We start from the raw sequence: 16,217 nt of genomic DNA on the forward strand, positions 1-16,217 counted from the left end.
CTGATCGATCAGAACCCGACGTGGACCCGCTGCGCCCGTCGGCCGTAGGCTGGCCGCGCGCCGATAGTGTGGAGCGGCGGTGTCGGGCGGCACCCGAACCCGACCGTTCCCACCGGGCCGGTGACGCCGCGCGGCGAGCGCGGGGGCCTGAATGACGGGTGCGGACCGACCATCCGGAGCGGGCAGGGATGACAGGTGCATGACGACGGCAGGTACGACGATTCACGGGTGACCGGGCCAGGCGAGAGATCCTCTGCCACCGGCCCCGTTTCACGTGAAACCACCTTCGAGGGCTGGCCGCCGAACGGCGAGCCACACGACCCGTCCACGCGACCCCCGGACTGCGACCCGGTGGTGCGTCGGGACGTGCCTCCAGCCGGCGCCGTGCGGCCGACGTCGTCCGTACCGGCGAACGTCCCGCCGGTGCGGGACCCGCACGACCCGAGCGACGGCCCGGCGAACGCTCCCGCCTCCCGTCCGGCCCCGGTGCGCGGGAACGCCGCGGTCCCCGCCCGCTACGAGCCGCAGCCGCCGGTCGTGGTCGTGCCGCAGCAGCCCACCCCGGACTCCGCGCCGGATGTGGCTCCGGCCGCGCCGCCTTCCGACACGCCACCGGACGCCGGCTACGGTGCCGAACCCCCGGCCAGCACGTACGTTTCACGTGAAACCCCGACGCGCGAAGAGGATGACCCACCGTTGGCTATGGAGGCTATGCGCGCCGTGCAGATCCTGAACCCCAGTGGTGAGGTCACCATGCCCCGCCCCGAACGGACCCGGGTGATGTGCGTCGCCAACCAGAAGGGCGGCGTCGGCAAGACCACCACCACGGTGAACCTGGCAGTGGCGCTCGCCCTGCACGGCAACCGGGTGCTCGTCGTCGACCTGGACCCGCAGGGCAACGCCTCCACCGGGCTCAACGTGCCGCACCACACCGGAGTGCCCGACGTCTACGACTGCCTCATCGACAGCGTGCCGCTGGAGGAGGTGGCCCAGGCCGTCGAGGGCATCCCGAACCTGTGGTGCGTACCGGCGACCATCGACCTGGCGGGCGCCGAGATCGAACTGGTCTCGGTCGTCGCCCGGGAGTCCCGGCTGGCCCGGGCGATCGCCGCGTACCCCGGGCACTTCGACTACGTGTTCATCGACTGCCCGCCCTCGCTCGGCCTGCTGACCGTCAACGCGCTGGTCGCCGCGCAGGAGGTGCTGATCCCGATCCAGTGCGAGTACTACGCGCTGGAGGGCCTCAACCAGCTGATCCAGAACATCAACCTCGTCCGGCAGCACCTCAACCCGAAGCTCGAGGTGTCCACGATCCTGCTCACCATGTACGACCGGCGTACCCGGCTGGCCGACGCGGTGGAGCAGGACGTCCGGAACCACTTCGGCGACAAGGTGCTCCAGTCCGTGATCCCCCGGAACGTGCGGGTCTCCGAGGCGCCCAGCTACGGCCAGTCGGTGATGACCTACGATCCCGGTTCGCGGGGGGCCACGAGCTACTTCGAGGCCGCCCAGGAGATCGCGGAGCGAGGCGTCAAGGAGCCGGTGAGCCGGAATGCGTAGTACGGAGAAGTCGCTGGGAGGCGTCGCATGAAGAACCGTCCTCGCGGCGGCCTGGGCCGAGGGCTCGGTGCCCTCATCCCCACCGGGCCCGTGCCGGGCAGCGCCACGGCGACCGCCGAGACCGAGAACGGTACGGCGCCGGCCGTCCCGGCCACCCCGGTCGGCGGCGGCCCGGCGGCAGCCGTGACCGGAGCCCTCGACGGCGGCAACGCGGCCGCCCCGGCCGCCCCGGCTCCCGAGCCGGAGCCGCAACTGAGCCCGGTCCCCGGGGCGCGCTTCGCCGAGATCCCGGTCGACAGCATCGTGCCGAACCCGAAGCAACCCCGGCACGTCTTCGACGAGGAGGCGCTGGAGGAGCTGAAGACCTCGATCCAGGAGGTGGGCTTCCTCCAGCCGATCGTCGTCCGCCAGCTCGACAGCGAGAAGTACGAACTCGTCATGGGCGAGCGGCGGTGGCGGGCAGCCCAGGCGGTCGGCCGGGAGAGCATCCCCGCGATCGTCCGGGACACCAAGGACGACGCGATGCTTCGGGACGCGCTCCTGGAGAACATCCACCGCGCGAACCTCAACCCGCTGGAAGAGGCGGCCGCGTACCAGCAACTGCTGGAGGAGTTCGGCGCCACCCACGAGGAACTGGCCCGCCGGATCGGCCGCAGCCGGCCGCAGATCTCCAACACCATCCGGCTCATGAACCTGCCGGCCCAGGTGCAGCGCCGGGTCGCCGCCGGGGTGCTCTCCGCCGGCCACGCCCGCGCCCTGCTCAGCCTCGACGACTCCGAGGCGCAGGAACAGCTCGCCAAGCGCATCGTCGCCGAAGGCATCTCCGTACGCGCCACCGAGGAACTGGTGGCCCTGGCGCTCGCCGACGGCCCGGCGAAGACCCCGGCCGCGAAGCGCCGACCGAAGCCGCACGCGCCCGCGCTCACGGACCTCGCCGACCGGCTCTCCGATCGTTTCGACACCCGGGTGAAGGTCGACATCGGCCGGAGCAAGGGCAAGATCACGATCGAGTTCGCGACGGTCGACGACCTGGAGCGGATCGTCGGGATCATCGGCGTCGGGCAGGAGGAGCAGCCCGGGGAATGACTGGCCGGCTGCCGGTCTCGTCCGCTGCCGGTCTCTTCGCTGTCGGTCTCGGCCGCGTGGTCCCTGTGTCGGGGCGACGCGGCCGAGCCGTTTCCGGGCGCTGTTGGGTTCGGTGCTCGGGATCGGTGGGTCTGGTCGTTGTGAGGACGGCCCTGCCGCTTCGGATGGGCGTGCTGGTGGTCTCCTGACGGCCGTTGCCGAGGGTGGACACCGAGGGCCCGCTCTGACTCGCTCGCGCGCTTCTCGGATGTCGCGATAGGGCGTCCGTGCGGCGGCCTGAGGCGCCCCAGGGTGGGCGGGGCGCCTTGGGTTGGTGTGGGAGATCCGAGTTGCTGTGCTCAACGCTGACGGCTTCTGCGGGCACCGGTCGCGCCGGCACCTCGGCGTCGCACCATCGCCTCGGCGTCGCACCATCACCGCGTGGTTGGCAGAAGCTACGAATTGCTCCCTTGGACGCGCGGTTGTCTGCGCAATGGTCCATCGCCGTCGCCGTCGCCGTCGCCGTCGCCGATCGTCGTGGTTGCCGGCTCGGCCGCGTCTTGAAATGGTCGCGCTTCGCCGGAATGGCTTAGTGGGTCGCAATGGATGCCGCCGTGGCCGTCGGCGTCGCCGTGGCCGTCGCTGTGGTCGTGGTGGTGGTTGTGGTCGTCGCGGTGGCCGTGATCGTCGTCGTGGCCGTCGCCGTGTCGTGGTGGTGGCTGTGGTCCTCGCGGTGGCTGTGGTCGTGGCTGTCGTCGTCGCCGGCGGCGTCGTCGTTGCCATGGCCGGGGACCGGGCCCGGGGGCGTCGCCGTGGCGTGTGGGCGGCCGCCATGCGGTCTTGTGCCGCATGCGGATCTCGCGGCCGGCCGGCACGGGAGCGGATCCGTCGGGTACGCCTGCCGGTCCCCAACTGCGGCCGCTGATGTATGGCGGCGCCGGTCGTGACTGCGCGGACCGTTTCACGTGAAACGGGGCCGGCCAAGTAAGCCAGCGAGATCCCGCTCGGCACGCGTCCCGGCCACCCAAGAACAGCCAGCAGCGGTGCGCCACTCCGGCCAGAGCCCTCCGGGGCGAGTTTCACGTGAAACGACGACGCCCGAGCGAGCCCTCCGGATCGTCACGCCCATCCGCTGTGCCCGGTGCCCACACCGGCGCGCACCCCGCCCGCTGGCCGTCAGGTGCCGGGTCCAGCGCGGGCCCTCATCGGTCAGCCCTCGTGCGGGGATCCCTTCGCCAGGCCGGCGTCTCTCCGCATCTGCTGCCGTCGCCCATGTCGAGGCCGCTCCTGTCGGCGACTTGCACCACGTCCGTTCCGTCCCGCGATCCCGACGGTTTCTGAGCCGGCAGCGGCACCGGAGCTCGGCCCTGTTGTCCCGCGCGAGCACTCCCGGGCGCCGGCGTCCAGCGCGAGCGGTTGGTCTCGTCGACGGGCATGCGACTGTCCGCCTCGATGCCGATGCTGCTCGCTGCGGCCGTGACGCCGCTCGCGTGGACGCTCCAGTCGCAGTCGCAGTCGCAGCCGCAGACGACAGCGACAGCCGCAGCCGCAGACGACAGCGACAGCCGCAGCCGCAGCCGGTAGCGGCAGCGACAGCCGGTAGCGGCAGCGACAGCCGGTAGCGGCAGCGACAGCCGGTAGCGGCAGCGACAGCCAACAGCGGCAGCGACAGCCAACAGCGGCAGCGACAGCCGCCAGCGGCAGCCGGTAGCGACACCGACGGCCGACCCGCAGCCCGACAGCCGATAGCCGGACCCCATTGCCCCCCAGCCGTAGCCGTAGCCGAGCCCTGGCCGAGCCCAGCAAGCCCAAGCTAAGCCCCAGCCGAGTCCCGGCGAGCCGCAGCCGTCGGCGCAGCCGAGCCGCGACCGATGCCGTAGTCGAAGCGGAGCCGCCGCCGAGTCGCGGTTGCCGTCGAGGCGGAGGTGGTTCGTCCTGGGCCTGTGGGCCCTCCTGGCGCTTCTTCCCGTCCTTCTCGACCCAGGGGCGCCGAGCGCTGCCTGTGAGCGGCTCAGAGCCGCTGAGCGGGCCGGTGCCGGCTGTCTACCACTGGGCTGCCCGGCACAGTCGCTCTGCGGCCCGCCGGCTGCAAGTCGTCGCCGGTCCGCATCCACCAGTCGCCCGTCCGGTCGGCGGCGGCGTTCGCCGGCTGTCCGTCGTCAGGGCTGGGTGTCAGACGCCGTGGACGGACAAGACCGGTGCGTTGCCGTCAACGGACCATCAGAGCCGACGAGCTGGCAGAGCCGCGGAGGTGCGATGCCCGGTGGCTTAACGGTGGTCCGGATGGCAACTCGTGCAGACCGGCCCGCCGAGCGCGAGCAGCGAGCAGCGAGCAGCGAGCATGGACGTTCACGTCGGTCATGACGCCCGCCGGCCTGCGCTACAGGGGGCCCGTCGATTCACGCCCAGGCGCCACGCGACCTCGGCAGCCCCGTCCCGTTGTTTCACGTGGAACAGGCCGTCCAGCGACCGCAGCTCGGCGCCCGTTTCACGTGAAACGGGGCTCAGCCACGATCGGAGCCCAACCCCTGCAACAACCGCCGCTGATAAGTACCCCAACGACGCTGCACCGGTCAGATCGCTCACCTGCCGACGCCGCCGTTTCACGTGAAACACCACCGCACCCGGCCCGCCTGTCCGGCCTTGCGAACCGCCTCGGAACCCGCTCCGGAAACCACCGGACCGGCCGGTGCCGATCGCCGGTTCGCTCGTTGGGAAGGAAGGATCGAGGCACCCCGGAGCCCGGAAAACCACCGCCCCCGTTATCCACAGCTGTTTTCCACAGGCCCTCCCCGTTTCACGTGAAACACCACGCCGAAACCCTTGCTGAGCAGTGGATGACGCGCTGTGCTGGTGATCTCAGCTGCCTGTGGACAACGCGGTGGACAACCTGTTGTGGATCGACGAGGAACGCTCAGCGGCTCGGCAATCAGGTAAGGACAGGCGTCGCCAACTCGGTTAGGGTCAGCGTCGTGCAGGACACCCCTCCCTCAGTCCCGGACTTCACCCAGTGGCCCTCCTTCCCCTTCGAGGGCGATCTCCATGTCAAGCAGCTCGACGAGCCGGTGCCGGTCGAGCCTCCCCGCCGCGGCGAGGGGAATCGGGAGTGCACCGCCTGCAATGCGTCGGACGAGGCGTACATCTGGGTGGGTGAACGATGGCGGGTCCGGGCGATGGACCGGCCCACCGGCCTGCCGATGGTGTTGATCCTGGAGTCCCGGTCGCACCTCGACCTCGGCGACCTGCCGAACCTGCTCGCCGCCGAGCTGGGCGTCATGACCGTGCGCCTGGAGCGGGCCATCCGGTCGTTGGACGGTGTGGCCCGGGTGCACGTCAACCGCTGGGGCGACGGCTCGGCGCACCTGCACATGTGGTTCCTGGCCCGGCCGTACGGGCGGCTGCAACTGCGGGGCACGTTCCTGTCCCTGTGGGACTCGATCCTGCCGCCGATTTCCGAGGCGCAGTGGCGGGAGAACCTGGCGATGGTCGCCGCGTGGTTGGCCGAGTTCGGTGGCCGGCCGCTCGCCGAACCGCCCCGCATCCAGTGGCAGGCGCCGTCGAGCCTTACCCCCGCGCCGACGGGCGGGGCGACCGAGGAGCCTGAGGAGGAGACCGCTTCGGTGATCGAGGCCGCGGACGAGATCCCGGAGGCCGAGGCGGCGGAGGAACCCTCGCCCGATGCGCCGGAGCAGCCGGCCGCGCCCGAACAGGCCGGGCCCCCGGAGCGGGCGGGCACGCCGCAGCAGCCCGAGGCGCCGCGGCAGGCGGGCGCGGCGCAACAGACCGGGCAGCAGCCGCAGCAGGCGGGCGCGCCGGACCAGGCCGGGCAGCAGCTACAGCGGGCGGAGACGCCGAAGCAGGCGACCGAGTCGGCCTGACGTCAGGGGCGGCGAGCGGCCGCGCGGCTCACCAGGGTGCCGAGCGCCCGCCCGAAGTCCAGACCGGCCGCCTGGACGGCCAGCGGCAGCAGCGAGGTCTCGGTCATCCCCGGGGAGACGTTGACCTCCAGCACGTGCGGCTGCCCGTCCGCGTCGACGATCAGGTCGACGCGGGAGAGGTCGCGGAGGCCGAGCGCGGCGTGCGCGGCGAGCGCCACCTGCGTTACGCGCCCGGTCGTCTCCGGGTCGAGGCGGGCCGGCGCGTGCCAGGTGGTGCGGCCGGCCGTGTAGCGGGCTGCGTAGTCGTAGACGCCGTTGCGGGGCACGATCTCGACCGGGGGCAGGGCCTGCGGGCCATCGCCCAGGTCCAGCACGGAAACCGCCACGTCCATCCCGGGCACGTAGCGCTCCACCAGCGCCGTCTGGTCGTACGCGAAACAGCCGACCATGGCGGCCGGCAGCGACGCGGCGTCCCGGACCACGGCGGCGCCCAGTCCCGAGCCGCCCTGCGCGGGCTTGACCATGAGCGGCAGGCCGAGCCGGTCGGCGATCCGGTCCAGGACGGCCACCGCGCCCAGTTCCGAGAAGCGGTCGTGCGGCAGCGCCACCCAGTCGGGCGTGGGGATGCCGGCCTCGCGGAGCACCGCCTTGGCGGACGGCTTGTCCCAGGCGAGCCGGGACGCGCGGGCGTCGCAGCCGACGTAGGGCACGTCGCAGAGGTCGAGCACGCCCCGCAGCGAGCCGTCCTCGCCGGTGGCGCCGTGCAGGGCGATCACCACGGCGTCCGGCGGGTCGGCGGCCAGGGCGGGCAGCAGCGCCACATCGGCGTCCCGTAGCTCGGCCTCCACGCCGACCGCGCGCAGCGCGTCGAGCACCCGCCGGCCGGACCGGAGTGAGACGTCCCGCTCGTAGGAGAGCCCGCCGGCGAGCACCAGCACGTGCAGTTCGTCGGTGGCGGCGGGTCCGGTCACGGGAGTGTGTGCGGCAGGGCTGACGGACATGCGGGAATCATGCCAAGTCGGGACCGGGCGCGTCCGAGCCGCCCTGCCGGCGCCGCGGACCCGCCCCGCCGACGGCGCCGAAGACCTTGCGCATGGCGATCTCCTGCTCCATCACGCCGGCCAGCCGGCGGACGCCCTCACGGATCCGCTCCGGCGGCGGGAAGGAGAAGTTGAGCCGCATGTTGCCGGCACCGGTCCCGTCGGCGTAGAAGCCGGTGCCGGGCACGTAGGCGACCCGGGCGGCGACCGCCCGCGGCATCATCGCCTTGGAGTCGAGGCCGTCCGGCAGGGTCGCCCAGACGAAGAGGCCGCCGGCCGGGGTGGTCCAGGTGGTGCCCTCCGGCATCAGGTCCGCGAGCGCGTCGAGCAGGGCATCCCGGCGCTCGCGGTAGACCTCGCGGTAGACCTTGAGCTGCTGCCGCCAGGGCATGGTGCTCAGGTAGGTCGAGACGGCGGCCTGCGCGTAGCCGCTGGGGCAGAGGATCTGCGCCTCGCTGGCGATGACCAGCTTGTCGCGGACCGCGTGCGGGGCGAGGATCCAGCCCACCCGCAGGCCGGGGGCGAAGGTCTTGGAGAAGGTGCTCAGGTAGAACACCCCGTCGCGCCGCCGGGCCCGCAGCGGCGCGGGCGCCTCGCCCTCGAAACCGAGCTGACCGTACGGGTCGTCCTCGACCACCAGCAGCCCGGCGCGCTCGCAGATGTCGAGCACCCGCTCGCGCCGCTCCTCGCTCAGCGTCACGCCGGTCGGGTTCTGGTAGGTCGGGATGGTGTAGAGGAACTTCACCCGCCGGCCGGCCCGGGCCAGGTCGGCGATGGCCGCCTCCAGCGCCTCCGGGATCAGCCCCTCGGCGTCCATGGGCACGTGCGCCACCTGGGCCTGGGCGGCCTGGAACACCCCGAGTGCGCCGACGTACGTCGGGCCCTCGGCGAGCACCACGTCACCCGGGTCCAGGAAGAGCCGGGCCACCAGGTCGAGTGCCTGCTGCCCGCCGACGGTGACGACCACGTCCTCGGGTGAGGCGCCGCACGACGCGTCGATCCCGGACAGCGCCATCACCTCGCAGATCCGCTCGCGCAGCTCCGGGGTGCCCTGGCCGATGCCGTACTGGAGGGTGGTGGCGCCGTGCTCGGCGCCGAGCCGGCCGAGCATCTCGCCGACCGCGTCGAGCGGCAGCGCCGCGATGTAGGGTGCCCCACCGGCGAGCGAGACCACCTCCGGCCGGCTGGCCACCGCGAAGAGGGCCCGGATCTCGGAGGCCGTCATCCCCCGGACCCGCCGGGCATACCGGTCGGTGTAGTCGTCGAGTGTCGTGCCGGTCATGACATCACCTCGATCGGGTGTCGGCGGGGCTGCCGCCCGGTGTGGTACCCGCGATGCCGGCAACCATGGCGGCGCGCGGGAAAAGCCGGTTGGTCGATCGTAGTCGCCGCCGGCCAGCACCGGGCCCACCGTGTGGGTACGTCCACATCCCGGACCGGCCCGCTCTCCCCGGCTCGGGTGGGCGTTCGCGCGTCCTCTCCCGTAGCGCCGGGCGGAAGCGTACGATCGCTCGTCGGGGGCAGAAAGGCGGTGGGAGACCGCAGTGGTCTCCGCTCCGGGCCTATGGGTGGGGTGCTCATGTCGCGACGTCTGGTCAGTCTGACCCTGGACACGCTGGAGGACCTGCCCCGCTCCTGCCGGCAGTGCGTCTACTGGGAGCTCGACCCGGTCTCGGCCGAGCGCGCCTGCGCCGCCGGCGATCCGGGGTTGGAGAAGGAGGCCTGGGTCTCCCAGACGCTCCTCGAGTGGGGATCCTGCGGCAAGCTCGCGTACGTGGACGGCATGCCCGCCGGTTTCGTCATGTATGCCCCGCCCGCGTACGTTCCGCGCTCGATGGCCTTCCCCACCTCGCCGGTCTCGGCGGACGCCGCGCTGCTCATGACGGCCCACGTGGTGCCCGCCTTCGCCGGCGGCGGCCTGGGCCGGATGCTGGTGCAGGGGGTCGCCCGGGATCTCACCAAGCGCGGGATCAAGGCGATCGAGGCGTTCGGCGACGCGAAGTTCGGCGACGACGGGGGCGACCCGACCCGGGCCTGCCTGGCGCCGGCCGACTTCTTCCTCTCGGTGGGCTTCAAGACGGTCCGCCCGCACCCGCGCTACCCCCGGCTGCGGCTGGAACTGCGCACCGCGTTGAGCTGGAAGTCCGACGTCGAGTACGCGCTGGAGAAGCTCCTCGGCTCGATGAGCCCGGAGACGCTGCTCCGCCCGGTCCGCCCGGCGCCCGCCACCCGCTCGATGAGCTGAGGCGCGGGTCGCTCAGTCGACCACCGTGCCGGCGGCGACCACCGCCCGCAGCTCGCTCACGTCGATCGAGCCGGTGGGCACGTCCCGCTCGATCGGGTAGTACATCCGCTGTACGGCGGCGACGATCGCCTCGACGAGCCGGTCCCGGAACCGGGGGTCCACGAGGCGGTCGCGGTCGGCCGGTGAGGTCAGGTAGCCCACCTCGACGCGGACCGCGGGCATCCGGGTCAGCCGCAGCAGGTCCCAGGTCTTGGCGTGGGTGCGGCAGTCCCGCAGCCCGGTGCGGGCCACGATCTCCCGCTGCACCAGCCCGGCCAGCCGCTCCCCGGTGGCGGAGGTGACGCCGTTGTTCGTGCCGTAGTGGTAGGTGGCCACCCCGTCGGCCGCCGGGTTGGTGTGCCCGTCGGTGTGCAGGGAGATGAAGACGTCGGCGCCGAGGGAGTTGGCCAGCTGGGCGCGGTCCGCGTCCGGCAGGCAGGTCCGCGGGGACGGGCCCCGGGTGAGCTGCACGCGTACGCCGGCCGCGGCGAGCCGCCCCTCCAGCCGGCTGGCCAGGTCGTGCACGAGGTCCGCCTCGGTCCAGCGCAGCGGGCCGTCGGGCACGACCACGCCCGGGTCGGTGCCGCCGTGCCCCGGGTCGATGACCACGGTGCGCCCCACCAGGGTCGGCCCGGCCTGCCGGATGGCGTCGGACTCGCGGAGCCACTGGGGCCGCCCGCCGACCACCTTCCGGCCGAGGCGGCGCAGCGCGTTGATGGTGTGCGGGCCGCACGTCCCGTCCGGTTTCAGCCCCATCTCCCGCTGGAACTGGGCGACGGCGCGGGAGGTGCGGATGCCGTAGATGGCGTCGGCGCGCCCCGCGTCGTACCCCATCTCCAGGAGCCGTTCCTGGAGTGACCGGACGTCCTCGCCGGTCAGCGGCTCGGGGACCGCGTGGTAGAGGGTGCGCGCGCCGAACCGCCAGCGGGCCGCGTCCAGCGCCTGCCAGGTCTCCGAGCCCACCCGCCCGTCCACGCTCAGGCCGCGGGACTGCTGGAACGCCCGGACGGCGCGCTCGGTCTCCGTGTCGAACTCCTCGCCGCCGCGGCCGGCTGGGAGCAGCTCCAGGCCGGTGAGGACGGTGCGGATCTCGGCCACCGCGGGTCCCCGGTCACCGGGTCGGATGGGACGCACGACGACCCCCTCTGCACGGACGCTGGCTGGCCGGAGACTCCGACGGAGGTGCTTCCCCGCTGGGGACGCCTTACGGAGCGTACCGTGGCCGGTCACCGGCGACTGCGGGTTCGCCGCAGGTCAGGAACGCGGAACCCCCGTCACCCGGGGTCGGGCGGACGGGGGTTCCGGTGGTGTCGGGTGTCGGCTCAGAGCGCCGACTCGATGAGCTTGACCAGCTCGCCCTTCGGCTTGGCGCCGGCGATGGACTGCACCGGCTCGCCGTTCTTGAAGATGGTCAGGGTCGGCACGGACATCACCCGGTAGGTGCGCGCCGTCTCGGGGTTCTCGTCGATGTTGAGCTTGACGATGGTGACCTGGTCACCCATCTCGCCCGCGATCTCCTCCAGCAGCGGCGAGACCTTGCGGCACGGACCGCACCACTCCGCCCAGAAGTCGACCAGAACCGGCTTGTCGGACTTCAGCACGTCGCTCGCGAAGCTCGCGTCCGTGACCGCCTTGGTTGCTCCCACTATGAACCCCTCCTCCGGGACCTGTTCGTGAAAATCTTTCAGCCTTGCAGGGTGGCGATGAAGCGCTCGGCGTCGAGGGCGGCCGCACAGCCCGTGCCGGCCGCCGTGATGGCCTGCCGGTAGATGTGGTCGACCACGTCACCGGCGGCGAACACACCCGGAATGCTGGTCCGGGTGCTCGGCGCCTGCACCTTCACGTACCCCTCGTCGTCGAGTTCCACCTGGTCACGGAAGAGCTCGCTGCGCGGGTCGTGGCCGATCGCCACGAAGACGCCGGTGACGTCGAGCACCTTGCTCTCACCGCTGTGCACGTTGCGCACCCGTACGCCGCTGACCTTGCCGTCCTCGCCGAGGATCTCCTCGATCACGCTGTTCCACTCGACCTTGATCTTCTCGTTGCCGAGGGCGCGAGCGGCCATGATCTTGCTGGCGCGGAACGAGTCGCGGCGGTGGATGATCGTCACCGACTCGGCGAACCGCGTGAGGAAGCTGGCCTCCTCCATCGCCGAGTCGCCGCCGCCCACCACCACGATGTGCTGGTTGCGGAAGAAGAAGCCGTCACAGGTCGCACAGGACGACACGCCGTGGCCCAGGTATTCCTGCTCGCCCGGAACACCCAGCGGGCGCCAGGCCGAGCCGGTCGAGAGGATGACCGCCTTGGCGCGGTAGGCCGTCTCGCCCACCCACACGGTGCTCACCGTGTGGGAGCCGACCTCGCCGGTGTCCTTCAGCTCGACCCGGGTCACGTCGTCGGTGAGGAACTCGGCGCCGAACCGCTCGGCCTGCTTGCGCATGTTGTCCATCAGCTCGGGGCCGAGGATGCCGTCCGCGAAGCCGGGGAAGTTCTCCACCTCGGTGGTGGTCATCAGCGCGCCGCCGGACTGCACGCCCTCGATGACCAGCGGCTTGAGGTTGGCGCGCGCGGCATAGACCGCCGCCGTGTAACCGGCCGGCCCGGAGCCGATGATGATCAGGTTGCGGACCTCGTCCACTGCCGTCTCCCGATGTGTGTGTTCGTCACCGGCGCGCACCGATGTCCGATCCCGAGTGCCGACAGCTCAGCGGCGCCGACACCTGACTTGCAGAACGTCATCGTACGAAGCGGGGATTCCCGAGCCGGTCATCCGGTGGGTCACGTCACGTGGCGGAACCCGCCCGGGTGACCGCGACCTCACCCTACCCGCGCGGTGAAGCGGGTGTCGGCTCCGGACCCGGGGACCCCGCACTCGGGTCCGCTCACCCAGGCCCACCGGGCGCCGCCCCCGTCCGTGAAGATGACCACCAGGGCCGGGCCGCCCCGGAACCGGGCGTAGTCGACCAGGTGGACGCTGAGCGGGCCGGCACCGTGTTCCGTGCCGATCTCCGACAGGCAGGAGGCCAGCGCCTCGGGGCGTTCCAGCCGGTCCAGCCCGGCGGACTCGAAGACCCGGTGCTCGTCCTGTCCACCGGCGGAGCTCGCCTTGTCGCTCGCCATCATCGAGGGCCCGGCAACCCCGCCCGGGATGCGGGAGATGGCGTCCGGGGTGTAGTCGGTGCCGCTGTGCAGGGCCGGCCCGGTGGTCTGGAACGGCCCGGCGGCCAGCGGAGCGGCCTCGCCGTCGGCCCGGCTGCCCGCGCTGTCGGCCGCACCGGTGACCTGGCCGGCACCCGTGTCGATCAGGTGGCTGACCCCGAACCCGACCGCGGTCACCGAGGCGGCGGCCAGCGCGACCGGACCGGCGAGCCGGGTCCAGCGCCGGGAGCGGCGCCCCGGTCCGGTGTTCCGGCCGGGGCGGCCGGTCGCGCCGGACGGGTGGGTGCCGCGGCCGGGCTGTGCCGGCACCGCGGCCGGCATCGAGCCCGGCTCGGGAGGGTCGGACGCCAGGTCGCCGGTCGGGGCCGGGCCGGCGCCGGCGAGCGCCGCGGTGATCCGGTCAGCCACGGACTGCGGAAGCTCCGGGCCGGGCTCGGCGGCCCAGCCAGCGAGGTCCGCCCGGACCAGCTCGTCCGCACGGGCCAGGGTCGCGTACGCCTCGCCCCAGGCCGGGTCCCGCTCGACCAGCCGGGCGACGGTCGCCTGCTCCGGGGTGCCGTCCAGCGCCCCGCCGAGGTAGTCGGCGAGCAGGTCGTGGTCGACCTCGCTGAACTCCCGGGAAGTCACGTCTCCTCCTGGCTGGCATCCCGCCGGGACCGTCCCGACGTGGATCCGACGCCCTCGGGCGGCCGCGGGTTCCCACCGGTGACCCGGGGCACGTCCGGGACCTCGTCGGAACCGGTCCGCAGGTGCCCGAGAAGCACGGCCAGCCGGGCCCGGCCCCGGGCGCACCGGCTCTTCACCGTGCCCTCGGCGACCCCGAGCATCCGGGCGACCTCGGCCACCGGATAGCCCTGCACGTCCACCAGGACCAGCGCGGCCCGCTGCTCGACCGGCAGCGCGGCCAGGGCCTGCCGGACCACCAGGGCGGTGTCGTGGTCCCGGGCCGGCGCCGCCGGCTCCACCCCGCCGGTGTGCCGGCCGGGCTCCCCGTCGGTGTGTACGCCGTCGGGCAGCGGGACGGTGGCGTGCGTCTGGCGCCGCCGGATCCGGTCCAGGCAGGCGTTGACCACGATCCGGTGCAGCCAGGTGGTGACCGCCGAGTCGCCCCGGAACCGGGCCGCGGCGCGGTGCGCCGACAGCAGCGCGTCCTGGAGGGCGTCGGCGGCCTCCTCGCGGTCGCCGAGCGTCCGCAGGGCCACCGCCCAGAGCCGGTCCCGGTGGCGGTGGAACAGCTCGGCGAAGGCGTCCCGGTCACCGGCGACGTGCGCCCGCAGCAGGTCGAGGTCGGACATCCCGGCCGGCGGGCCGTCCCCGGTCGCCGGCTCGGGCGTACGCCCACCGCGACCCGCCATCACCACGTCCGGCGGAGGTGGTGCACCGGGTGCGGCGTGCGGCTCACGAGCCCTCGACCGTCAGTTCCTGGACGCCGAGCTTCCAGCCGCCGCCGCTGTCCTTCTCCGGCAGCTCGGTGATCCAGAAGAGCAGGTACTGGTACTTCTCCTCCGGGTTGAACCCGTCGAAGACCATCGTGGTGCCGTCGTGCTCCTCGAACGGCTGGCCGATCCGCTCCTTGTAGGCGGCGACGAGGTCCTTGTCCCCGGAAGAGCTGGAGGGGAACTCGCCCTTGCCCGCGCGCAGCTCAGCGGAGGCGCCGGTGGACGACAGCGTCGCCTTGATCGACTTGACCGTGTGCGGGGAGCCGAGGTCGATCCAGATCCCCATGCCCTTCTTCAGACCGCCGAACTTGCCGTTGTTCCGGTAGCTGGCGGTCTCCCAGCCCTCGTTCGGGTCGCCGTCGATCACCTTCTCGGCGTCCCGCACCTCGGCGCGGTCCCGGCTCTCCGGGTCGATGATCCGGACGTCCTGGATGTTCAGCTTGCGGACCGGGGCGGCCGGTGCGCTCGTGCCGCCGGCGGGCGCGCTGCTGGACGGCTGGGCCACCGGCTCCTTGCCCGGGTCCTTGTCGTCGCCGAGGGCGCTGATGCCGATGAGCAGGCCGACCAGGGCCACCGCCAGCAGGGCGGCGATGCCGAGGGCGACCTTGCGGCCCCCGGCCGCGGCCAGCGGCGAGGGCTCGTCCTCGGTGTCGGCCGTGAAGCGCAGCGGACCGGCCTGCTCCAGGAAGTGCTCGTCGGCGGGGATGTCGAGCCGGTTCAGCTCGGCCGACAGGACGTCGGACGAGGGCGGCGCGATCTCCGAGTCGAGCAGGTCCATGGTGAGGTCGTCGAGGTACGCCGGCACCCCGGCGCGCACCTGGCGGGGCGCGGCGATGGAGCCGCCGGCGTCCCGGACGGCGTCGGGGAGGGCGGCGCGGCCGTGGCCGGCGGTGGCGCCGTGCAGCGGAGCCTCGCCGTGCGGCCAGTGCCCGGTCAGGGCGAAGTAGAGCACCCCGCCGACCGCCCGCAGGTCGTTCTCCTGGCTGTCGGCCCCGTCGGTGCGGGCGTCGGCCAGCACCACGCGGCCGTCGTCGCTGATCATCACGGTGCCGGGGTGGACGTTGCCGTGCACCATGCCGGTGGCGTGCACGGCGGCGAGGGCGCTGGCGACGGCGCTGCCGATGGCCGTGGCCCGGGCCGGGTCCAGCGGACCGTCGGCGGTCACCAGCTCGCGCAGCGACTGCCCGTCCACCCATTCGCGGACCACGTAGGCCCGGTCGGCCTCGTCGATCGCGTCGTAGACGCCGACCAGGTTGGGGTGGATCACCCGGCTGGCCGCGACGGCCGCCTGGAGCATCTCGGTGGCGGAATCGCCACCCGGGTAGCGGAGGACCACCGCGACCGGACGGCGCAGCACGACGTCGACCCCGCGCCAGACCAGCCGGCCTGCGCTGTCGTTGTTGATGTGCTCGACCAGCTCGTACCGCTCGGCCAGGACCTCACCGACCGCGGGAGCACCGAAGGTCACGACCGGAGGAGAGGTCTCCTCCGCCTCCTGACCCTCGCCGACCTGGGTCACCCGTCCTCCCTCGGTGATCGTGTCGATCGATGGACCCGTGCTGCTGGGCATGTGGCTTCCCGCTCTGCCTTGGCTGGAACCGGCAGACCGGTGTCGACGCCCGCGTCGGCACCCGCCGTGCCCGTCGAGAGTGACCTTACCCGGGATGCCCGGTTCTCCGACATGTCATCTTCCCGCCGGAGTTGGTGGGACGCCAGTGACGGTGGGGATCGGCCGGGTGAACGGCCCGGTCGGGCCACGTCGCTGGGACACGCACGCCCAATCTAGATGTTG

12 protein-coding genes are annotated in these 16,217 nt (G+C 72.8%); 4 read left to right on the forward strand and 8 right to left on the reverse strand.

Annotated features, from left to right (window positions below):
• Nucleotides 1-195 precede the first annotated feature (195 nt).
• The 3 genes from F8274_RS32430 (at nt 196) to F8274_RS02325 (ending at nt 6,503) form a co-directional block, all read left to right on the forward strand.
• A complete protein-coding gene (locus F8274_RS32430) occupies nt 196-1,560 on the forward strand; it encodes a ParA family protein (protein ID WP_151460592.1) in 1,365 nt (454 codons plus the stop codon).
• A gap of 27 nt (nt 1,561-1,587) precedes the next feature.
• A complete protein-coding gene (locus tag F8274_RS02320) occupies nt 1,588-2,646 on the forward strand; it encodes a ParB/RepB/Spo0J family partition protein (protein WP_151460593.1) in 1,059 nt (352 codons plus the stop codon).
• Nucleotides 2,647-5,597: 2,951 nt separating this feature from the next.
• A complete protein-coding gene (locus tag F8274_RS02325; RefSeq protein WP_151460594.1) occupies nt 5,598-6,503 on the forward strand; it encodes a hypothetical protein in 906 nt (301 codons plus the stop codon).
• A gap of 2 nt (nt 6,504-6,505) precedes the next feature.
• Here the strand turns inward: F8274_RS02325 and F8274_RS02330 are convergent, their stop codons facing one another.
• Complete coding sequence (locus tag F8274_RS02330; RefSeq protein ID WP_151460595.1) at nt 6,506-7,504, reverse strand: D-alanine--D-alanine ligase; 999 nt, start codon at nt 7,502-7,504, stop codon at nt 6,506-6,508.
• Between the two features lie 7 nt (nt 7,505-7,511).
• Entirely contained in the window at nt 7,512-8,825 is a 1,314-nt protein-coding gene (locus F8274_RS02335; protein ID WP_151460596.1) for a PLP-dependent aminotransferase family protein, read from the reverse strand.
• Between the two features lie 297 nt (nt 8,826-9,122).
• Between F8274_RS02335 and F8274_RS02340 the strand changes: the two genes are divergently transcribed.
• Nucleotides 9,123-9,788 carry a GNAT family N-acetyltransferase gene (locus F8274_RS02340; protein WP_151460597.1) on the forward strand — a complete coding sequence of 222 codons (666 nt, stop codon included), beginning with the start codon at nt 9,123-9,125 and terminating at the stop codon, nt 9,786-9,788.
• 12 nt (nt 9,789-9,800) lie between these two features.
• Here the strand turns inward: F8274_RS02340 and F8274_RS02345 are convergent, their stop codons facing one another.
• From F8274_RS02345 to F8274_RS02370, 6 genes are all read right to left on the reverse strand, one after another.
• Nucleotides 9,801-10,961, reverse strand: coding sequence for an N-acetylmuramoyl-L-alanine amidase (locus F8274_RS02345; RefSeq protein WP_151460598.1), 1,161 nt, complete (start codon nt 10,959-10,961; stop codon nt 9,801-9,803).
• Nucleotides 10,962-11,149: 188 nt separating this feature from the next.
• Nucleotides 11,150-11,473 carry a thioredoxin gene (gene trxA / locus F8274_RS02350; protein WP_073836974.1) on the reverse strand — a complete coding sequence of 108 codons (324 nt, stop codon included), beginning with the start codon at nt 11,471-11,473 and terminating at the stop codon, nt 11,150-11,152.
• Between the two features lie 38 nt (nt 11,474-11,511).
• Nucleotides 11,512-12,465, reverse strand: a complete 954-nt coding sequence (trxB, locus tag F8274_RS02355; RefSeq protein WP_151460599.1) for a thioredoxin-disulfide reductase — start codon at nt 12,463-12,465, stop codon at nt 11,512-11,514.
• A gap of 179 nt (nt 12,466-12,644) precedes the next feature.
• A complete protein-coding gene (locus F8274_RS02360; protein ID WP_151460600.1) occupies nt 12,645-13,613 on the reverse strand; it encodes a hypothetical protein in 969 nt (322 codons plus the stop codon).
• Entirely contained in the window at nt 13,610-14,341 is a 732-nt protein-coding gene (gene sigM / locus F8274_RS02365) for an RNA polymerase sigma factor SigM (RefSeq protein WP_151460601.1), read from the reverse strand. Before sigM ends, F8274_RS02360 begins: the two co-directional genes overlap by 4 nt.
• Nucleotides 14,342-14,384: 43 nt before the next feature.
• Nucleotides 14,385-15,995, reverse strand: coding sequence for a protein kinase family protein (locus F8274_RS02370; RefSeq protein ID WP_151460602.1), 1,611 nt, complete (start codon nt 15,993-15,995; stop codon nt 14,385-14,387).
• Nucleotides 15,996-16,217: the final 222 nt, after the last annotated feature.

Source organism: Micromonospora sp. AMSO31t (assembly GCF_008868175.1).
Classification (GTDB): Bacteria; Actinomycetota; Actinomycetes; order Mycobacteriales; family Micromonosporaceae; genus Micromonospora.

Bases quoted from the DNA above. Each gene is read 5' to 3' on its own strand.
- F8274_RS02320 (WP_151460593.1), top strand. From the start codon at position 1,588: ATGAAGAACCGTCCTCGCGGCGGCCTGGGCCGAGGGCTCGGTGCCCTC.
- F8274_RS02330 (WP_151460595.1), bottom strand. From the start codon at position 7,504: ATGTCCGTCAGCCCTGCCGCACACACTCCCGTGACCGGACCCGCCGCC.
- F8274_RS02335 (WP_151460596.1), bottom strand. From the start codon at position 8,825: ATGACCGGCACGACACTCGACGACTACACCGACCGGTATGCCCGGCGG.
- F8274_RS02340 (WP_151460597.1), top strand. From the start codon at position 9,123: ATGTCGCGACGTCTGGTCAGTCTGACCCTGGACACGCTGGAGGACCTG.
- sigM (WP_151460601.1), bottom strand. From the start codon at position 14,341: ATGGCGGGTCGCGGTGGGCGTACGCCCGAGCCGGCGACCGGGGACGGC.
- F8274_RS02370 (WP_151460602.1), bottom strand. From the start codon at position 15,995: ATGCCCAGCAGCACGGGTCCATCGATCGACACGATCACCGAGGGAGGA.